This window comes from Staphylococcus caseorum (genome assembly GCF_049943195.1).
GTDB lineage: Bacteria > Bacillota > Bacilli > Staphylococcales > Staphylococcaceae > Staphylococcus > Staphylococcus equorum_A.
Window position 1 is genome coordinate 2,690,363 of the sequence record NZ_JBNFUA010000001.1, and the last position, 15,210, is coordinate 2,705,572.

At 33.4% G+C, this 15,210-nt stretch carries 14 protein-coding genes and 1 riboswitch; of the genes, 9 read left to right on the plus strand and 5 right to left on the minus strand.

Annotation, left to right across the window (positions count from 1 at the left end):
- Positions 1 to 111: 111 nt before the first annotated feature.
- From ACP3TL_RS13395 to ACP3TL_RS13405, 3 genes are all read right to left on the minus strand, one after another.
- Complete coding sequence (locus tag ACP3TL_RS13395; protein ID WP_069833132.1) at positions 112 to 468, minus strand: MmcQ/YjbR family DNA-binding protein; 357 nt, start codon at positions 466 to 468, stop codon at positions 112 to 114.
- A 270-nt stretch (positions 469 to 738) separates the two neighbouring features.
- Positions 739 to 2,109, minus strand: a complete 1,371-nt coding sequence (locus ACP3TL_RS13400; RefSeq protein ID WP_069833133.1) for an MFS transporter — start codon at positions 2,107 to 2,109, stop codon at positions 739 to 741.
- A 326-nt stretch (positions 2,110 to 2,435) separates the two neighbouring features.
- Positions 2,436 to 3,149: an IclR family transcriptional regulator gene (locus ACP3TL_RS13405; RefSeq protein ID WP_069833134.1), complete on the minus strand. Its 714-nt coding sequence runs from the start codon at positions 3,147 to 3,149 to the stop codon at positions 2,436 to 2,438.
- 263 nt (positions 3,150 to 3,412) lie between these two features.
- On the opposite strand from ACP3TL_RS13405, the gene ACP3TL_RS13410 reads away from it, so the two are divergent.
- From ACP3TL_RS13410 to ACP3TL_RS13425, 4 genes are all read left to right on the plus strand, one after another.
- Positions 3,413 to 4,360, plus strand: a complete 948-nt coding sequence (locus tag ACP3TL_RS13410; protein WP_069817831.1) for a fumarylacetoacetate hydrolase family protein — start codon at positions 3,413 to 3,415, stop codon at positions 4,358 to 4,360.
- A 20-nt stretch (positions 4,361 to 4,380) separates the two neighbouring features.
- Complete coding sequence (locus tag ACP3TL_RS13415; RefSeq protein ID WP_069833135.1) at positions 4,381 to 4,869, plus strand: DinB family protein; 489 nt, start codon at positions 4,381 to 4,383, stop codon at positions 4,867 to 4,869.
- Between the two features lie 28 nt (positions 4,870 to 4,897).
- Positions 4,898 to 6,010 (plus strand): cupin domain-containing protein, encoded by a 1,113-nt coding sequence (locus ACP3TL_RS13420; protein ID WP_069833136.1) that lies wholly within the window; start codon positions 4,898 to 4,900, stop codon positions 6,008 to 6,010.
- Positions 6,011 to 6,086: 76 nt separating this feature from the next.
- Positions 6,087 to 7,295 carry an FAD-dependent monooxygenase gene (locus ACP3TL_RS13425; protein WP_069833137.1) on the plus strand — a complete coding sequence of 403 codons (1,209 nt, stop codon included), beginning with the start codon at positions 6,087 to 6,089 and terminating at the stop codon, positions 7,293 to 7,295.
- An 83-nt stretch (positions 7,296 to 7,378) separates the two neighbouring features.
- Here the strand turns inward: ACP3TL_RS13425 and ACP3TL_RS13430 are convergent, their stop codons facing one another.
- Positions 7,379 to 8,197 (minus strand): acyl-CoA thioesterase, encoded by an 819-nt coding sequence (locus tag ACP3TL_RS13430; RefSeq protein WP_285325770.1) that lies wholly within the window; start codon positions 8,195 to 8,197, stop codon positions 7,379 to 7,381.
- Positions 8,198 to 8,524: 327 nt separating this feature from the next.
- Here ACP3TL_RS13430 and ACP3TL_RS13435 point away from each other — a divergent pair, with 327 nt between their 5' ends.
- From ACP3TL_RS13435 to ACP3TL_RS13445, 3 genes are read left to right on the plus strand one after another with little or no spacing between them, the layout of a single operon-like run.
- Positions 8,525 to 9,505 carry a tripartite tricarboxylate transporter substrate binding protein gene (locus tag ACP3TL_RS13435; protein ID WP_069817836.1) on the plus strand — a complete coding sequence of 327 codons (981 nt, stop codon included), beginning with the start codon at positions 8,525 to 8,527 and terminating at the stop codon, positions 9,503 to 9,505.
- Between the two features lie 12 nt (positions 9,506 to 9,517).
- A complete protein-coding gene (locus ACP3TL_RS13440; RefSeq protein ID WP_069817837.1) occupies positions 9,518 to 9,961 on the plus strand; it encodes a tripartite tricarboxylate transporter TctB family protein in 444 nt (147 codons plus the stop codon).
- Positions 9,962 to 9,975: 14 nt separating this feature from the next.
- Positions 9,976 to 11,475 carry a tripartite tricarboxylate transporter permease gene (locus ACP3TL_RS13445; protein ID WP_277575657.1) on the plus strand — a complete coding sequence of 500 codons (1,500 nt, stop codon included), beginning with the start codon at positions 9,976 to 9,978 and terminating at the stop codon, positions 11,473 to 11,475.
- A 291-nt stretch (positions 11,476 to 11,766) separates the two neighbouring features.
- Here ACP3TL_RS13445 and panE read toward each other — a convergent pair whose 3' ends face one another.
- Positions 11,767 to 12,684: a 2-dehydropantoate 2-reductase gene (gene panE, locus ACP3TL_RS13450; RefSeq protein WP_069833140.1), complete on the minus strand. Its 918-nt coding sequence runs from the start codon at positions 12,682 to 12,684 to the stop codon at positions 11,767 to 11,769.
- 306 nt (positions 12,685 to 12,990) lie between these two features.
- A riboswitch (SAM riboswitch) is annotated at positions 12,991 to 13,095 on the plus strand.
- Between the two features lie 92 nt (positions 13,096 to 13,187).
- Between panE and ACP3TL_RS13455 the strand changes: the two genes are divergently transcribed.
- Both ACP3TL_RS13455 and ACP3TL_RS13460 read left to right on the plus strand, forming a co-directional pair.
- Complete coding sequence (locus tag ACP3TL_RS13455; protein ID WP_069833141.1) at positions 13,188 to 14,006, plus strand: MetQ/NlpA family ABC transporter substrate-binding protein; 819 nt, start codon at positions 13,188 to 13,190, stop codon at positions 14,004 to 14,006.
- 84 nt (positions 14,007 to 14,090) lie between these two features.
- Positions 14,091 to 15,023 (plus strand): lactate/malate family dehydrogenase, encoded by a 933-nt coding sequence (locus ACP3TL_RS13460; RefSeq protein WP_069833142.1) that lies wholly within the window; start codon positions 14,091 to 14,093, stop codon positions 15,021 to 15,023.
- The last annotated feature ends 187 nt before the right edge of the window (positions 15,024 to 15,210 follow it).

Genomic DNA, 15,210 nt, shown 5'->3' on the forward strand with positions numbered 1-15,210 from the left:
AATAATTAAGATAAAACAGGTGAGCATCTTATAAATTAAGGATGCTTACCTGTTTTTTAATGTCAATTTAGTATGAAGTCTTATTAAAAATGATCAATGAAACTGTAAAAGTTAATTTGTTAGCTCATAACTTTCTGCTATTAAATCTTTAATATGATTTATAGAGTTAATCTCATTTAAATTGATACTTATCCAATTGGATTTATCCATGTGATAGGCTTTGTAAAACCCTTCTTTTTTTCTTAAAGGTCCAATAAATTCTTGTCTGATTTTCAAATTTAATACATCTATTTCATCAGAGCCATTTAACCCTAATTTGTCTTGAGCAATATTCATCACTAAAGCAAACCATTTTTTGTTAGCTTTATGTCTTAAAGCTGCAAAATTCGAATAAGTTTTCCAAGGATAATCTGGTTTCACATCATACTTACGATTTACATAATTAAAAACTTCTTCCCTATCTAACATCATTTCACCTTCTTAATCATTATCTTCCCGATTTGTTTTAATTTAATCTCTAGCGATAAGGCAGTATGTTTATAAATGTACTACATAATTGTACGAAATTTTGATTTATGAAATAAACATTGATATTAAAAATGTAGTGGTTTGGCTGACTCTTGAAAGAAAAGGATTAGCCGAAGACTACAAGGCTGAGGCTATGTCCAAGTTAAGCGTACAAAAAAGGGAGTAGGAGAGAAATCTAATTTTTCTCCCACTCCCTTCTAAATTATTAAGTTATTTAACTTCGTTTGGTATGTCTTTCGGCACGTCTTTGGCCTGATACATTTTTTTATATTCTTCACTTGCATGCTGCATCGGTATTAAATAAAGTGCTAAGGCAGCTATTAAACCTGGAATAGCAAAAGCGATAAAGTACAACGGCATAGGTAATGCAAATGTGAGTAAAAATCCACCCATTAGTGGTCCAATCATTCCGCCGACTCTCCCAATACCAGAAGCTGTACCTAGCGCTGTGGATCTAATATAAGCTGGGAAATATTGCGATACGAAAGCTTGAACGAGATTTTGTGAACCTATGGTAGCAGCGCCTGCGATCGCAATTAAGATATAAATAACAAATATATTAACATCTTTACCTAAAGACAATAGAGATAAAGAGATAGCGCCAGCAATGTATAATGGCACAAGTAGTTTTTTGGAACCAAATTTGTCGCATAGTCTTCCGATTATAAGTGTTCCAATGATTGCTCCAACTTGTAATACGATTAAAAATACTAAACTAGAATTTAATTCATATCCAGCACGCATCATTAAATTTGGTAGCCATGTATTTAAACCAAAAATCATTAACAAACAGCAAAAGAAAGTTAACCAAAATAAGACTGTACTGAGCGCCCGATTTTCTTTAAATAGGTCCATTAAAGGCACTTTAGTAGTAGAAACTTCGATATCTTTTATCGTATCGTTCATAGATATGTTAAGTTTTGGATCAATTTTTCTTAATGTATTTACTGCTTCTTTTTTCCTATTAGTACGATTTAAATAACTAAAAGTCTCAGGTAATTGTTTAAGTAAAAAAGGTAGTGCAAATATAGGTAAAATTGCTACCCAAAAGATTGAACGCCAGCCTCCGATAGGCATTAATGTTAACCCTAATACTGGTGCAAGAATACCACCAATTGAGTAGCCACATAACACAATTGAAACTACAAGATTTTTCATTCTTTCAGGTGCAAAATCTGTTGCTAGTGCAATGACATTAGGCATGATACCCCCCAAACCTAAACCTGCTAAAAAACGATAAATGCCAAACTGTGTTGTATTTGCAGCAAACCCACAAAGACATGTAAATAAGCTGAATAAAATCAATGTGATTGCTATGACATTTTTTCTACCAATACGATCAGCTAAAATGCCAAAACCTATAGCCCCAAACATCATGCCGAATAGGCCATAGCTACTTAAAGTACCTGCTTCAATTTCGGAGAGCCCCCAATCCTCAATTAACATAGGTACTGCTGTCCCGTACAAAACTAAATCATAGCCGTCGAAAATAATAAGAAAAAAGCTCCAAAAAATTAATTTGAAATGAAATTTGTTGAACTTACTTTTATTAACTACTTTGGTTGTATTGATTTCCCCCATAAATATACCCCTCCATGAAATTAAACGCTAATAATAAAATATAATAATAAAACAGTATATTTATCATATTAGTGTCCTTTGTTCTTTAGTGGTGACTATATAGGTATTTTTTTACAATTACAATGAAAAATGTGAAAATTAAGAATATTTAACTGTTATGGAGTGGTAATTCAAACTGTTAGAAAACTAAGTAGAAAAGGGGTGAGCGGCGTAATTAATATGACATTTAAACCTTAAAATAATCACCCATTAAAATAATTTAATGGGTGATTATATATTCAATTATTAGACTAAGCAACAGAAAATGATTTAAATTATCTTGAATATTAAAGGTGTAAACCTAATAATTTAGAAATTTCTTTTTGTTTTTCTAATAAATAATATGTATCTGGTGAGTCTAGGGAATCCGGTAAATTGTCTTTTACTCCTATAACAGAAATGATTCCTTCTAATTCTTTATTAAATGTAAACACAGGGAAAGAAACAGAAGAAATTGCAGGGATCAACGGTTCTTCAGCAAAAGCAATTTGTTGATTGTGAATTTTATTTAATTCTTCATCTTCGTACTCTTTTTGAGTTTCATCAAAAAAGGCTGCAAATATTTTACCGGAAGAAGATTTCGGGGGGAGTACTGTACCAATTTGTGCACCAATATTCAAAATACCTTCTGCATGCCAAATTTTTGTAACGACTGGGCCTCGTCTAGTGATTACTGAATACAGCACTGTATTATTATTGTGACGGCCAATTTCTTGTAAGTATGGTGTCACAATAGCTAGTGAGTCTAAATTACCCATTGCCGACATACCCAGTTGTATGAGTTGGTTCCCTAAATGATATTCACCTGTAGCTGGATTACGATAGACTAATTCATTATTAGCTAAAGTATTCATATATTTATATAAGTTACTTTTCGTAATAGAAGTAATTTGTTGAATCTCACTAAATTTCATAGGAGATTTAGATTTCTGTAAAACATTCAATATTTTAATACCTGTATCTAAAGATTGGATATAGTCTTTACTCTTTTTATCCGCCATTTATTACTCACTCTCCTTCATTGCAAACAAATTATAGCACAATATTCTACCACTATACATTTCCTAAATTTTAGTTTGAAATAATGACTTTTTATACTAATAGAAATGAATTACTGCCAAAAGGAAGATTGACAATTTTCTGACAATTAATTATAATTGTTTACAAATGGTGAACTCATTATCACATTAGTGGAAAATCATTAGAAAGAATAAGTTTTTATTGATAAAGAAAACTTAAATTTTAAAACAAAGGGAGATATTTTATGAAACTGATTACTTTTAAAACAAATGGTTATTCTAGGTTAGGTACATTAACAGAAAAAAATGAAGTGGTAGATTTAAACTACGCATTTCAAGCTTTATTACAAAGCAAGGGGAAATATCGTAGTGAAACGATTGCTGAAGCATATGTTCCATCTGATGCGAAGGGGTTCATTGAAGGTGGAGAAGAAAGTTTAAACTATGCTAAAGAAGCAATCGAGTTTGCACAAGCTAAACCAGATGTATTTAATCATCAATTAATTTATAAAAAAGAAGACGTAAAAATAGAGGCGCCTATTCAAAATCCAGGAAAAATGTTTTGCGTAGGACATAATTATGAAGAACACATTAAAGAAATGGGTCGTGACTTACCTGAAAATCCAGTAGTATTTGCTAAATTTGATAATACAATTGTTGGTCCAGAAGACGATATTGTTCATTATCCTATCTCAGATAAATTAGATTATGAAGCAGAACTTGCTTTTGTAATAGGTAAAGAAGCAAAAAACGTATCTGAAGCAGACGCACTTAATTATGTAGCAGGATACACAATCGTTAACGATGTGACTTATCGTGATATTCAACAAAGAACATTGCAATGGCTACAAGGAAAAACAGTAGATGGCACAGCGCCAATGGGTCCATGGATTATGACTTCTGATGAATTACAAGATCCAGACGGATTAGAGTTGGTACTCACTTTAAATGGTGAAGAAATGCAACGTTCAAATACATCTAATCATGTATTCACAGTTCAAAAATTAGTTGCTTTCTTATCTGGATTAGCAACATTGAAACCAGGAGATATCGTTTTAACAGGTACACCAGGTGGCGTAGGTTCAGCGCGTGATCCACAAGTATTTATGAAAGATGGCGATGTCGTAAAAATAGAAATCGATAAAATAGGTGCTTTAGAAAATAAAGTAGTTGCAGAAAATAAACAAAAATAAATTTGAAGGAGGCATATAAAATGTCGAAAATAGAAACGTATATCGAATCAATTCAACATACTTTAGATAATATTTTAGAAGTAGTAGATGGTTTGCCAGAAGAAACAATACGTTGGAACCCAACAGAAGATGAATGGTCTATTTTACAAATTTTAAATCATGTTAAAGAAGCGACTTCATATTGGTTAAGCGAAACTGAAACAGTATTATCAGAACCGGGTTCAAAATGGGGAAGAGGTTTGAAAGATGAAGCTAGATTAGAAGCAGTGTCTAACCCAGAAGCATTAAATGTTAAAAATGTTATACAATCAATTTCGAATTTGAAAGACGAAGTAAATGAAAGACTTTCAAAAATTGACGAAAGTCGTTTAGCAGAAGAAAATCCACATCGAAATTTCGAAAAATTTGGTAATAAACCAGTTTCATTTATTATTGAACATTTTATTGATGAGCATATTGAAAAGCATCTTGAGCAAATTAAAAGAAATTTAAGTAAAGTGCCTGAATAAAATTATATTATAAAGGGGAGATTTTTTTATGGCAGATAAAGGAAGTTTCTTACAAGACAGTGACGTAAAAGATTTCACACGAGATATTCAACAATATAACTTAGGACCACTTTGGGAAGCTATTCCTGAAGTAATGAATAAGACACCACAATCACACGCACAAGCTTATTTATGGAGTGGTGAATTGTTGAAGAAAAAATTATCAGAGGCAGCGGAAATATTTACGCCTGACAGAGGTGGCGAGCGTCGTGCTATCTATTTTCAAAACCCAGGATTAACTTATCGTCAACCATGGGGACATGTATCGACTACTCAGACGCTTTATGCAGCAGTGCAATTATTACAACCAGGAGAAGAAGCTCCTTCACACCGTCATACGCAAAGTGCACTCAGATTTATAACTGACGGTGAAGGCGCATATACAATTGTTCAAGGTGAACGTATATTTATGGAAGAAGGGGACTTTTTAACAACGCCTAAAAATTTATGGCATGGTCATGGTCATTTAGGTGATGAACCAATGATATGGATGGATGCGTTAGATATTCCTACTATTTATAATCTAGGTGGTACTTTCTTTGAACCATACGAAGATGGATTGCAACAACCTGATGTTCCAGATAACTTCTCTGAAAAAAGATATCAAGGTGGAATGGTACGTCCAATTGGTGATGACAAATTTGATGTAGCGCCACTGGCTAACTATAAATGGGATCGCACTGTAGATGCAATCAACGGTCTTATGAACTTTGAACCTGATCCATATGATGGATTTACAGTTGAATATATTAATCCGTCAACAGGAAAATCTGCTAACCCAACGGTCGGCTCTAGAATGACACATTTACCTAAAGGACATCATACAAAAGCACATAGACATACACACTCAGTTATATATTGTGTGCATAGAGGATCTGGTTATACCGTTATTAATGGTATGAAATTTAATTGGAAAAAAGGGGATTACTTTGTAGTACCAAACTGGAATTGGCATGAACATGTAGCAAGTGAAGATTCATATTTATTCTCAGTTAATGATATTCCAATTATGGATCGCTTTGAGTTAGAAAGAGGAAATAGTTTAGAAGAAAACAAGGGGCATCAAAAAATAATTAGCGAATTTACAGACGATTTTCGTTAATAACATTACATGATATAAAATAACTTAATCATAATAATTTTTTAAAGTTGATTTTTAAAACAAGGGGGTAAACATCATGAGTAATGAAAATAAAAAAATGATCATTATTGGCGGCGGTATTGGAGGTTTAGCAACAGCTTTGGGTGCTGCTCAGAATGGAAATGATGTTAAAGTTTTAGAAAAGGCACCAGAAATCAAAGAAATTGGCGCGGGTATTCAACTTGCGGCGAATGGTACAAATGTATTACAAAAATTAGGCGTAATGGATAAGATTAATGAAGTAGCTGTTTTTCCAAAACGGTTAGTATTAATGAACGCATTTACGGGTGAAGAATTATCTGCGCTAGATATCGATTCAAATTATCGTGAGAGATATGGTGCACCTTATATCGTACTTCATCGTTCTGATTTGCATCGTATTTTATTAGAAGCATGTGAAGAACATCCTGATATTGAATTATCTACAAATCAATACATCAAAAACATAGAAACAAAAAACAACGGAGATGTAAAAGTCACAGCTAAAAATGGTGATAGTCATGAAGCAAATGCTGTTATCGGCGCAGATGGTTTATGGTCTACTACACGCGGTTATTTAATTGATGACGAACCTATTTGTTCAGGATATGTTGCATATAGAGGTGCAATTCCAATGGAAGAAGTTACTAATATTGGTAACCTGGACGATGTCTATATGTGGATTGGTCCTGATATGCATGTTGTACAATATCCAGTACGTAAAGGTGAACTTTATAACCAAGTTGTTGTATTTAAAAGTAAAAACTATCAACCAGGTAATGAACTCGCAGATGACTGGGGTACACCAGAAGAAATGGATGAAGTATTCTCAGGGACATGTGATAAAGTGCAAACTGCAGTTTCTTATATTTCAAGACAAAAAAGATGGCCAATGTTTGATCGCAAGCCAATTGATAAATGGTCAGAAGGCAACTTCACATTGATGGGCGACGCGGCGCACCCAATGCTACAGTATCTTGCTCAAGGCGCATGCCAAGCTTTAGAAGATGCATCATTCATGGCTGATATGTTAGAAAAACATGAAACGAATTATGAACAAGCATTTAAAGAATTTGAAGAAGAGCGTAAACCACGTACAACATTTGTACAAGAAAATGCACGTGTATGGGGCGAAATCATACATGGAAAAAATAAAGTAAATAATCTATTAAGAAACGCAATTTTGAAAGCGCGTACAGAACATGATTATCAATATGTAGATCAATATCATGGTGGACATTTTCAAAATGAAGAAGTAAGTCATTAAAATATTTCATAAATTGAGCTATAAAGCATCTATGTCGTAGATGCTTTATAGCTCTTTTTTAATTCTTATGAAATTTAAGATAGTTATTCTTTATAATAAACAAATTGGCTCGTCGTCGCGAGTAAAATTCCATCATAGCTCCATATTTCTCCAGTTTGATCAAAGAAGCCATCATAGAATTTTAGCGCACGCGTATGGCCTAAGACTTCTCGATCGCCATGTTTTTTAAGTGTTTCTGAATCAGAATGAAAATAAATGGTAATTGAAACTGTTCCAATCGGCACCATTTTTTCACGACGCACCCAAATACGTGGAAAGAAAGCATCACATATTGAAGTAAGTGAGAGAAAATCGAGGTTTCTCTTTGGATTGTCTTGTATCCATTGAAGCGTCGTTGAATCATGAGCATTGTTAGATTGTGTTTGTGATAACGCGAGTGGTGCCCCTTTAATAATTCGTATATCATAATTCTGCAACCAAGGTGGTGCGCCCTCTATAGATGGAAGTGCAACTTTTTCAGCAGCTGGTACATTAGGGAACGCTATCTCGGTAGTAGACCAAGTATCTCGTCGTTGAGCAGTAACAGCCGTTCCAGTAATAACAGTTTTATCATTTTGAGAAAGGACAATATACCAATGCTGAGTAGATCCATTTGTTCGAGTCGGTGATGCTATAATATTAAAATCGCCATCAGCTACAGGTGCTGCGTAGTTGATAGTTAATGATGCTGGTTCTCCTAATCGTTCTGGATGTTCTAAGACGGCACGAAGTAACGTAGATGCAATAACACCACCAAACGGACCAATCATATTGGCATACTTTTCGGACGTATGGCCACTATAAACACCAGGCGTTTCTTCAGTTAGTTGTGTAGCTTTATCAAATGGATGATTCTGTCCCATAGTAAATCCCCCCAAATTATACGTTTAATCCTTATTAATACATATTTGATTAAAATAGAATTTTAAAGAAAGCATTATACTTAATATATCCTGTTTCTACTGTGATTAAGCATTTATTTTAACTACTAGATAAAGTATTATAACGAAGCTTATTGATGCCCTTTTTAAATAATACTTAGCACTTTTATTAATATTTTAATATAACTTTTAAAATATTGACTTTCAAATAAGAAAAACATAAAAAGCATAAATTAATGTTTTAATAGACTGAATTATCTGATAATATAAAGTTAGTTTGTAAACGCTTTCAACAAAAGGGGGATTAGGATGAAAAGATGGGGGATTTTAATTGTCATTTTTTCAATTGTGCTAGCAAGTTGTGGCAAAGATAATAATTCGAATGCGTCAAATAAGGAATTTCCCAATGAAACGGTAGAAATTGTTGCACCGGCTTCTCCAGGAGGCGGTTGGGATACAACAGCTCGTGCCATTCAAAAAATTATGATCGATGAAAACTTAACAAAGCAAAATGTCAATGTTATTAATAAACCTGGAGGTGGTGGAGAGGTAGGTTGGCAATATTTAAAATCACGTTCACCGAACACCATATCTATTAATTCCAGTTTATTATTATCTAACAATGAATTAGGGCTAAGTGATTTAAGTACAGATGATTTCACTCCTATTGCTATTTTAGCAACTGAATGGATTAGTTTAACAGCATCTAATCAATCTAACTTAAGCTCTGGTAAAGAAGTGATGGAAAAACTAAAAGAAGATCCAGAATCCTTAACTATAGGTGTCGCACCAGGTTTAGGAAACAATGATCATTTAGCATTTGTACAGGCAGCAAAAGAATTTGGTGTTGATGTAGAAAAAATAGATTTCCTTGTGTATAAGAGTGGAGGAGATTTACAAACGGCTTTATTAGGTGGTCACGTAGATGTTGCATCTACTGCAGTCTCTGAAGTTAAAGAACAACACCAAACTGGGAAATTAAAAATGTTGGCAGTCACTGCAGATAAACCAGTTGAAGGTATTGAAGAAGTGCCTACTTGGGAAGAACAAGGTGTTGATGTCGTATTTCCACATTGGCGTGGGGTCATGGGACCGAAAGATATGACACCACAACAACGTGAATATTGGGATACTACAATGAAAAAAGTAGTTGAATCTGACAGATGGCAAGAAATAAGAAAAAACAATGATTGGGAAAACTTTTACAAAGATAGCGAAGAAAGTGAAGCGTTCTTAAAAGAACAACGCAAGAAATATAAAAAATTAGTCGAAGATTCAGGTCTGAAATAAGGGGGAGTATAAATGTCACGACTTGTCTTTCCAGTATTATTAATATTATTTGGTGTAGTTTATTTAGTATTAACAATTAATATACCAAAATCAAACATTGGAGACCCTAATAGTCCGATGTATTTTCCAATGTTAGTTGGTTTATTACTTCTTATAATGAGCATTGTTTATTTTTATCAAGAGTTTAAAAAACGTCACGAAGAATTCACAGCTTTTTCACAATTACTAGAAAGAAAAACATTTATACGTATCGTTTTAACAATTATCTTAACAGTGATATACGCTTTAATATTCGAACGTCTTGGTTTTTTAATTTCAACAATTATATTCTTAGGTGCGATTATGTTCTTAATTAATGGATATAAAAGATGGTTACAAAATATTTTAGTTACGGTGATTTTTTCTGGCATTGCATGGTACACATTCGCACAATTATTGAATGTCAGTTTACCTTAAGGAGGGTGATTTAAATGGGGATTGATGCAGGTAGTTTTTTAGAAGGATTATCAACTGCGTTTCATCCGATGAACCTTTTATGGGTACTTATCGGTGGTTTTCTAGGTACAGTGGTAGGTATGTTACCTGGATTAGGGCCTGCGACTGCGGTTGCAGTACTGATACCTGTGACATTCGGTATGGAACCAGTAAGTGCACTGATTTTAATGGTTTCAATTTATTATGGCGCCATGTACGGTGGCTCGAGAAGTTCGATTTTATTAAATACGCCAGGTGATGGTTCAGCGATTGCAGCTACATTCGATGGTTACCCGATGACCAAAAATGGAGAGGCTGGTAAAGCACTAACTATCTCAGCTATAGCTTCATTAATAGGTGGTATTACTGCAGTGTTTGGTTTTATCATTTTAGCTAAGCCATTGTCTGCCTTCGCTTTAAAATTTGGTCCACAAGAATATTTTTTACTATTCTTATTTACACTTTCAGCTATTGTAACTTTATCATCTGGAAAGATGGTTAAGGGGTTTATTGCCACGAGTATCGGTTTAATTGTTAGTACAGTAGGTGTTGATTTACAAACAAGTATTTATCGTTTCACTTTTGACATACCTCATCTAAGTGAAGGCATCAACTTCTTAGTAGTTATCATTGGTGTATATGCAGTAGCAGAAGTATTATATAATTATTTACATTTAGATGCATTGAAACCGCCTAAAGCTGATGTAGGATCAATGAAATTATCAAAAGAAGATTGGAAACGAACAAGAGGTGCTATGTTTCGACAAAGTCCTATTGGATTTCTAATAGGTGTTTTACCAGGAGCTGGTGGCTCTATTGCGGCAATGTTAAGCTATTCAACCGAAAAACAAATATCTAAAAATGGTAAGAATTTTGGGAAAGGACAAATAGAAGGTGTAGCTGCGCCAGAAGCTTCTAATAATGCTGCATCAGTAGGTGCTTTAATACCATTATTAACGATGGGCGTTCCAGGCTCAGGGACAACGGCTGTGATTTTAGGTGCGGTAGTTATGCTAGGCTTACAACCAGGGCCTTTATTATTTGCAAACGAACCTGAAACGATATGGACACTCGTTAATAGCATGTTTATCGGTAATATATTTTTAGTGATTTTAAACATTGCTTTAATAGGATTGTTATTAAAGATATTACGTACACCGCCAAAAGTTTTATATCCACTTATTTTGGTGCTAGCGTTTATCGGTACATATACATTAGGTTATAGTATAACTGATTTCTATATTTTAATTATTTTCGGTATTATTGGATTAGTTATGAAATTATTAGATTTTCCACTTGCACCTTTGATTTTGGCAGCAATTATAGGTTCAGATATGGAACAGAATTTCCGTAAAAGCTTAATAGTTAGTAATAACAATGTAGGAGATATATTTTTGGGATCCCCAATTAGTATCGTTTTATCATTGATGACTATTTTAGCGTTGTTCTATCCGCTGATTATAAATGGTTTCAAAAAATTAATGATAAAAAAATAACATAATGAAACTTTTCAATATGTTTTATTATGAATACTTTCAAAACATAAATAAACCAAGTGCTTTTATAGCACTTGGTTTATTTTTTATAGGTATTTTTACTTGAGACAATCTTTCTTCAATAATAAAATTATTTTTGTTTAAATAAAGTCAGTGATTTGTGCCGACTCCGGCGGGAAAAGCACTAGCCGAAGACTACAGGCTGAGGTGTGCCCGCGGAAAGCGTGCACAAAAAAATGCCAACAAAACAATAGATTTTGTCGACACTCTGAAATCAATAATAAATAGTTATTATTGAAGCATTTCTTTATATACTTTTTGGTTTTGATAAACAGTAGTTAGCAGAGGCGCATCTATTTGGTATGATGCTGCTAAATGTAACAAATAACCTTGTAAATGATCTGCTTCAATATTTAATCCTTTTTCCATATCTCGTTGCATAGAAGTCTTGAAGTGATAAGATAATTGCGGCAGTGATTTCATATATTGATCGACGATATTATCCGAAATGGGCGCATTATGTGCACGCATAATTGAAGCGGCTTCGTTGTATAGTGACTCAATAAAATCTACGCCTCCCACGCTATCACGAATTGGTCCAATTGGTGCATGCATGAGTGTAGTAAGACTTGATAGTACAGTGATCATTAAATATTTATGCCACATACCTTGCTGGATATTTGAACTTAAAATAAATTCAGCCTTAGTATTTGAAAAAGCTTGAGCAATTTGTTCAGCACGTTCACTTTGGTCGCCATTCAATTCACCAAAAAAGAGTTTGTCAAAAGGACTTGTATGAACGATTTCACCTACGGGGTTTATCGTCGTTTCAATGACACAATAGCCACCCATGACTTTATTGTCGCCGAAAGTTGACTGTAACTTCGGTAGATGTGCGATTCCATTAAGTAATGGAATAATCACCGTATTGCCATTAACAAATGGTGTTAAATCTTCAAGGGCATGTTCTAAATGATAAGACTTAGAAGACAAGAGTACTACATCAAATGGTTTCACGCGGTCTTTTCTTGTAATAAGTTGAGGGTTAAAATGACAGTCACCTTTTTCGCTATGAATAGATAGACCATTTCGTTCTAGATATGCTTTTCTTTTTGAACGTACTAGAAATGTAACATTTTGACCACCTTCAGCTAGGCGACCACCAAAGTAACCACCGATACCACCTGCTCCTAAGACTAAAATTCTCATTATTATGCAACTCCTCATGTTATGTATTGTTTCTATCTCGTTAATGTATATATACCACTTCATAAAATTATTACGCATACTTTTATATATATTTTATATTATTATTGTAGATGTATATATTAAATTAAGGTATTATTCTTTCTTTAAACTCCTCAAATTATAAAGTTATTTATCAGAATGATTATTGTTTCACATGGAACGAAAGTAAAATGTTTATGAAAACAAATGATTTAGAATTTTCTAAAAACTTATTGACTAATCATGAGCGCGATGCTAGGATTAAAACAATCAATTGCATATGATTTACTCTTATCTAGAGTGGTGGAGGGATGTGCCCTATGAAGCCCAGCAACCGTCGTTTTTGAAATGGTGCTAATTCACAGAAAGTAATTTTACTTTCAAAGATGAGAGAAGGTGGATACTTTCTCTTGAAAATGAAGAGAAAGTATTTTTTTATACATAGCTTTAGTCGTAAAGTAAAACAAATTATAAGGAGAGATTTAATGAAAAGTGTTATAAGTTTAGTTTCATTATTAGTATTAGTAGTTATATTGGCAGCGTGCGGAAATTCAAAGGGCGAAGGTGAAGATAAAAAAATCACGATAGCAACATCTCCAGCACCACATGGCGAAGTGCTTAAACATGCTAAAAAAGCAATGAAAGAAGAAGGTTATGATTTAGAAATTAAGACGGTGAATGACTATAAAGTACCTAATAAATTATTGGATAAAGGCGATGTAGATGCAAACTTTTTCCAACATGTACCTTATCTAAAAGCTGAAAAAGAAGATCATAATTATAATATTGAAGAAGTAGGGAAAGTCTTAACTACGCCAATGGGTGTTTACAGTAAAAAATATAAAGATATTAAAGATATCCCTAAAGGATCAACGATTTATGTATCGAACAACCCTGCTGAAGAAGGACGCTTCTTATCTTTTTTTGTTGATAAAGGCTTAATTAAAATTAAAAAAGGTGTAAATATTGAAGATGCAAAATTTGAGGATATTGTAGAAAATAAAAAAGATTTAAAATTTAATAACAAACAAGGCGCTGAATTTTTACCTAAAACATATAACAGTAAAGAAGGCGCGGCAGTTATTATGAATTCTAACTATGCTATCGATAACGGTCTAACACCACATAAAGATTCGATTGCAGTTGAGGATAAATCATCACCATTTGCAAATATAGTTGCCGTTCAAAAAGGACATAAAAATGATAAAAAATACCAAACGTTAATTAAAGTACTACAATCAAAAGATACACAAGACTTTATTAAAAAAGAATACGGTCAAGATGTCATTCCATATGAAAAATAAGATATAACACAATGCGTTTGTTACATTTTATATAGTAGTTAAAAGTATCATATATTAATATTCTATAGATAAGGTAGGGATAAAATGTCCAAAATAGGAATCATTGGACTTGGTAAAGTAGGAAGCCAAGTACTCACAGACGTCCAAAATTTAAATTTATTCTCAGATATTGTATTAATTGATACAGATACAGAAAGAGCAAGTGGTGAAGCACTGGATCATTTGCACACGCAAGGTTTACCGAATTCAACACACATCAATATTCGAGAAAGTAGTTATGAAGATTTAGCTGATGCATCATTCATTGTGATTACAGCGAGTGTGCCAACAGATCCTAATGAGGGCGATCGTGTATTACTAGCGAAAGGTAACAGAATTATGATTGAGGGAGTCATGAAACAAATTAATCAAGTGACACAAGATGCGATTGTTATTGTAGTTTCCAATCCAGTGGATACAATTACTTATATGAGCAATGCATCTCAATATCCTTCTCATAAAATAATGGGTACTGGAACAGCTTTGGAAACATCTCGCTTTAAAACATTGATTGCGAAATATTACCAAGTTGACCCTAAGAATGTTGAAGCATTTGTGATTGGAGAACATGGACAACATGCAGTGCCAGTATGGAGTAAAGTTAGAATTTATGGCATGACATTAGATGAATTTGAACAATTGACGCATACGTCACCAATCGATAAAACACGTATAACTTCAGAAATTGATCAGGTATCTATGGATGTGTTTTATAAAAAAGGATGGACAAATGTAGCGATATCGAAAGTAGTTAATTATTTAATACAAGCAATTGCATTAAACCAACAGACCATCATGCCGTTAACTTCAATAAGTAATGAATATGGTTTGAATGAGAGTGCCTTTAGTCTACCTACATTAGTGGGACGTGAAGGTATTAAACAGAGGTTTGAAATTCAACTCAGTCAAACAGAAATTGAACAACTCAAAGTGGCACATCAATATATACAACAAACAATTAGTAAAGTAACAAACTAATAATTGAGAGATAGTAATGAATGAAAATTTCAGTTGCTATCTCTTTTTTATTTAAAACAATAATTTACAGCAGAAATTAATGTAACGTTATGCAAACAGTGAACTCCTTGCTTATATAATGAGTTATAGCTACAATGTATTTGATATTATAGGAAACGCTTACTAATAAGGCGTGTAATAATGTGGA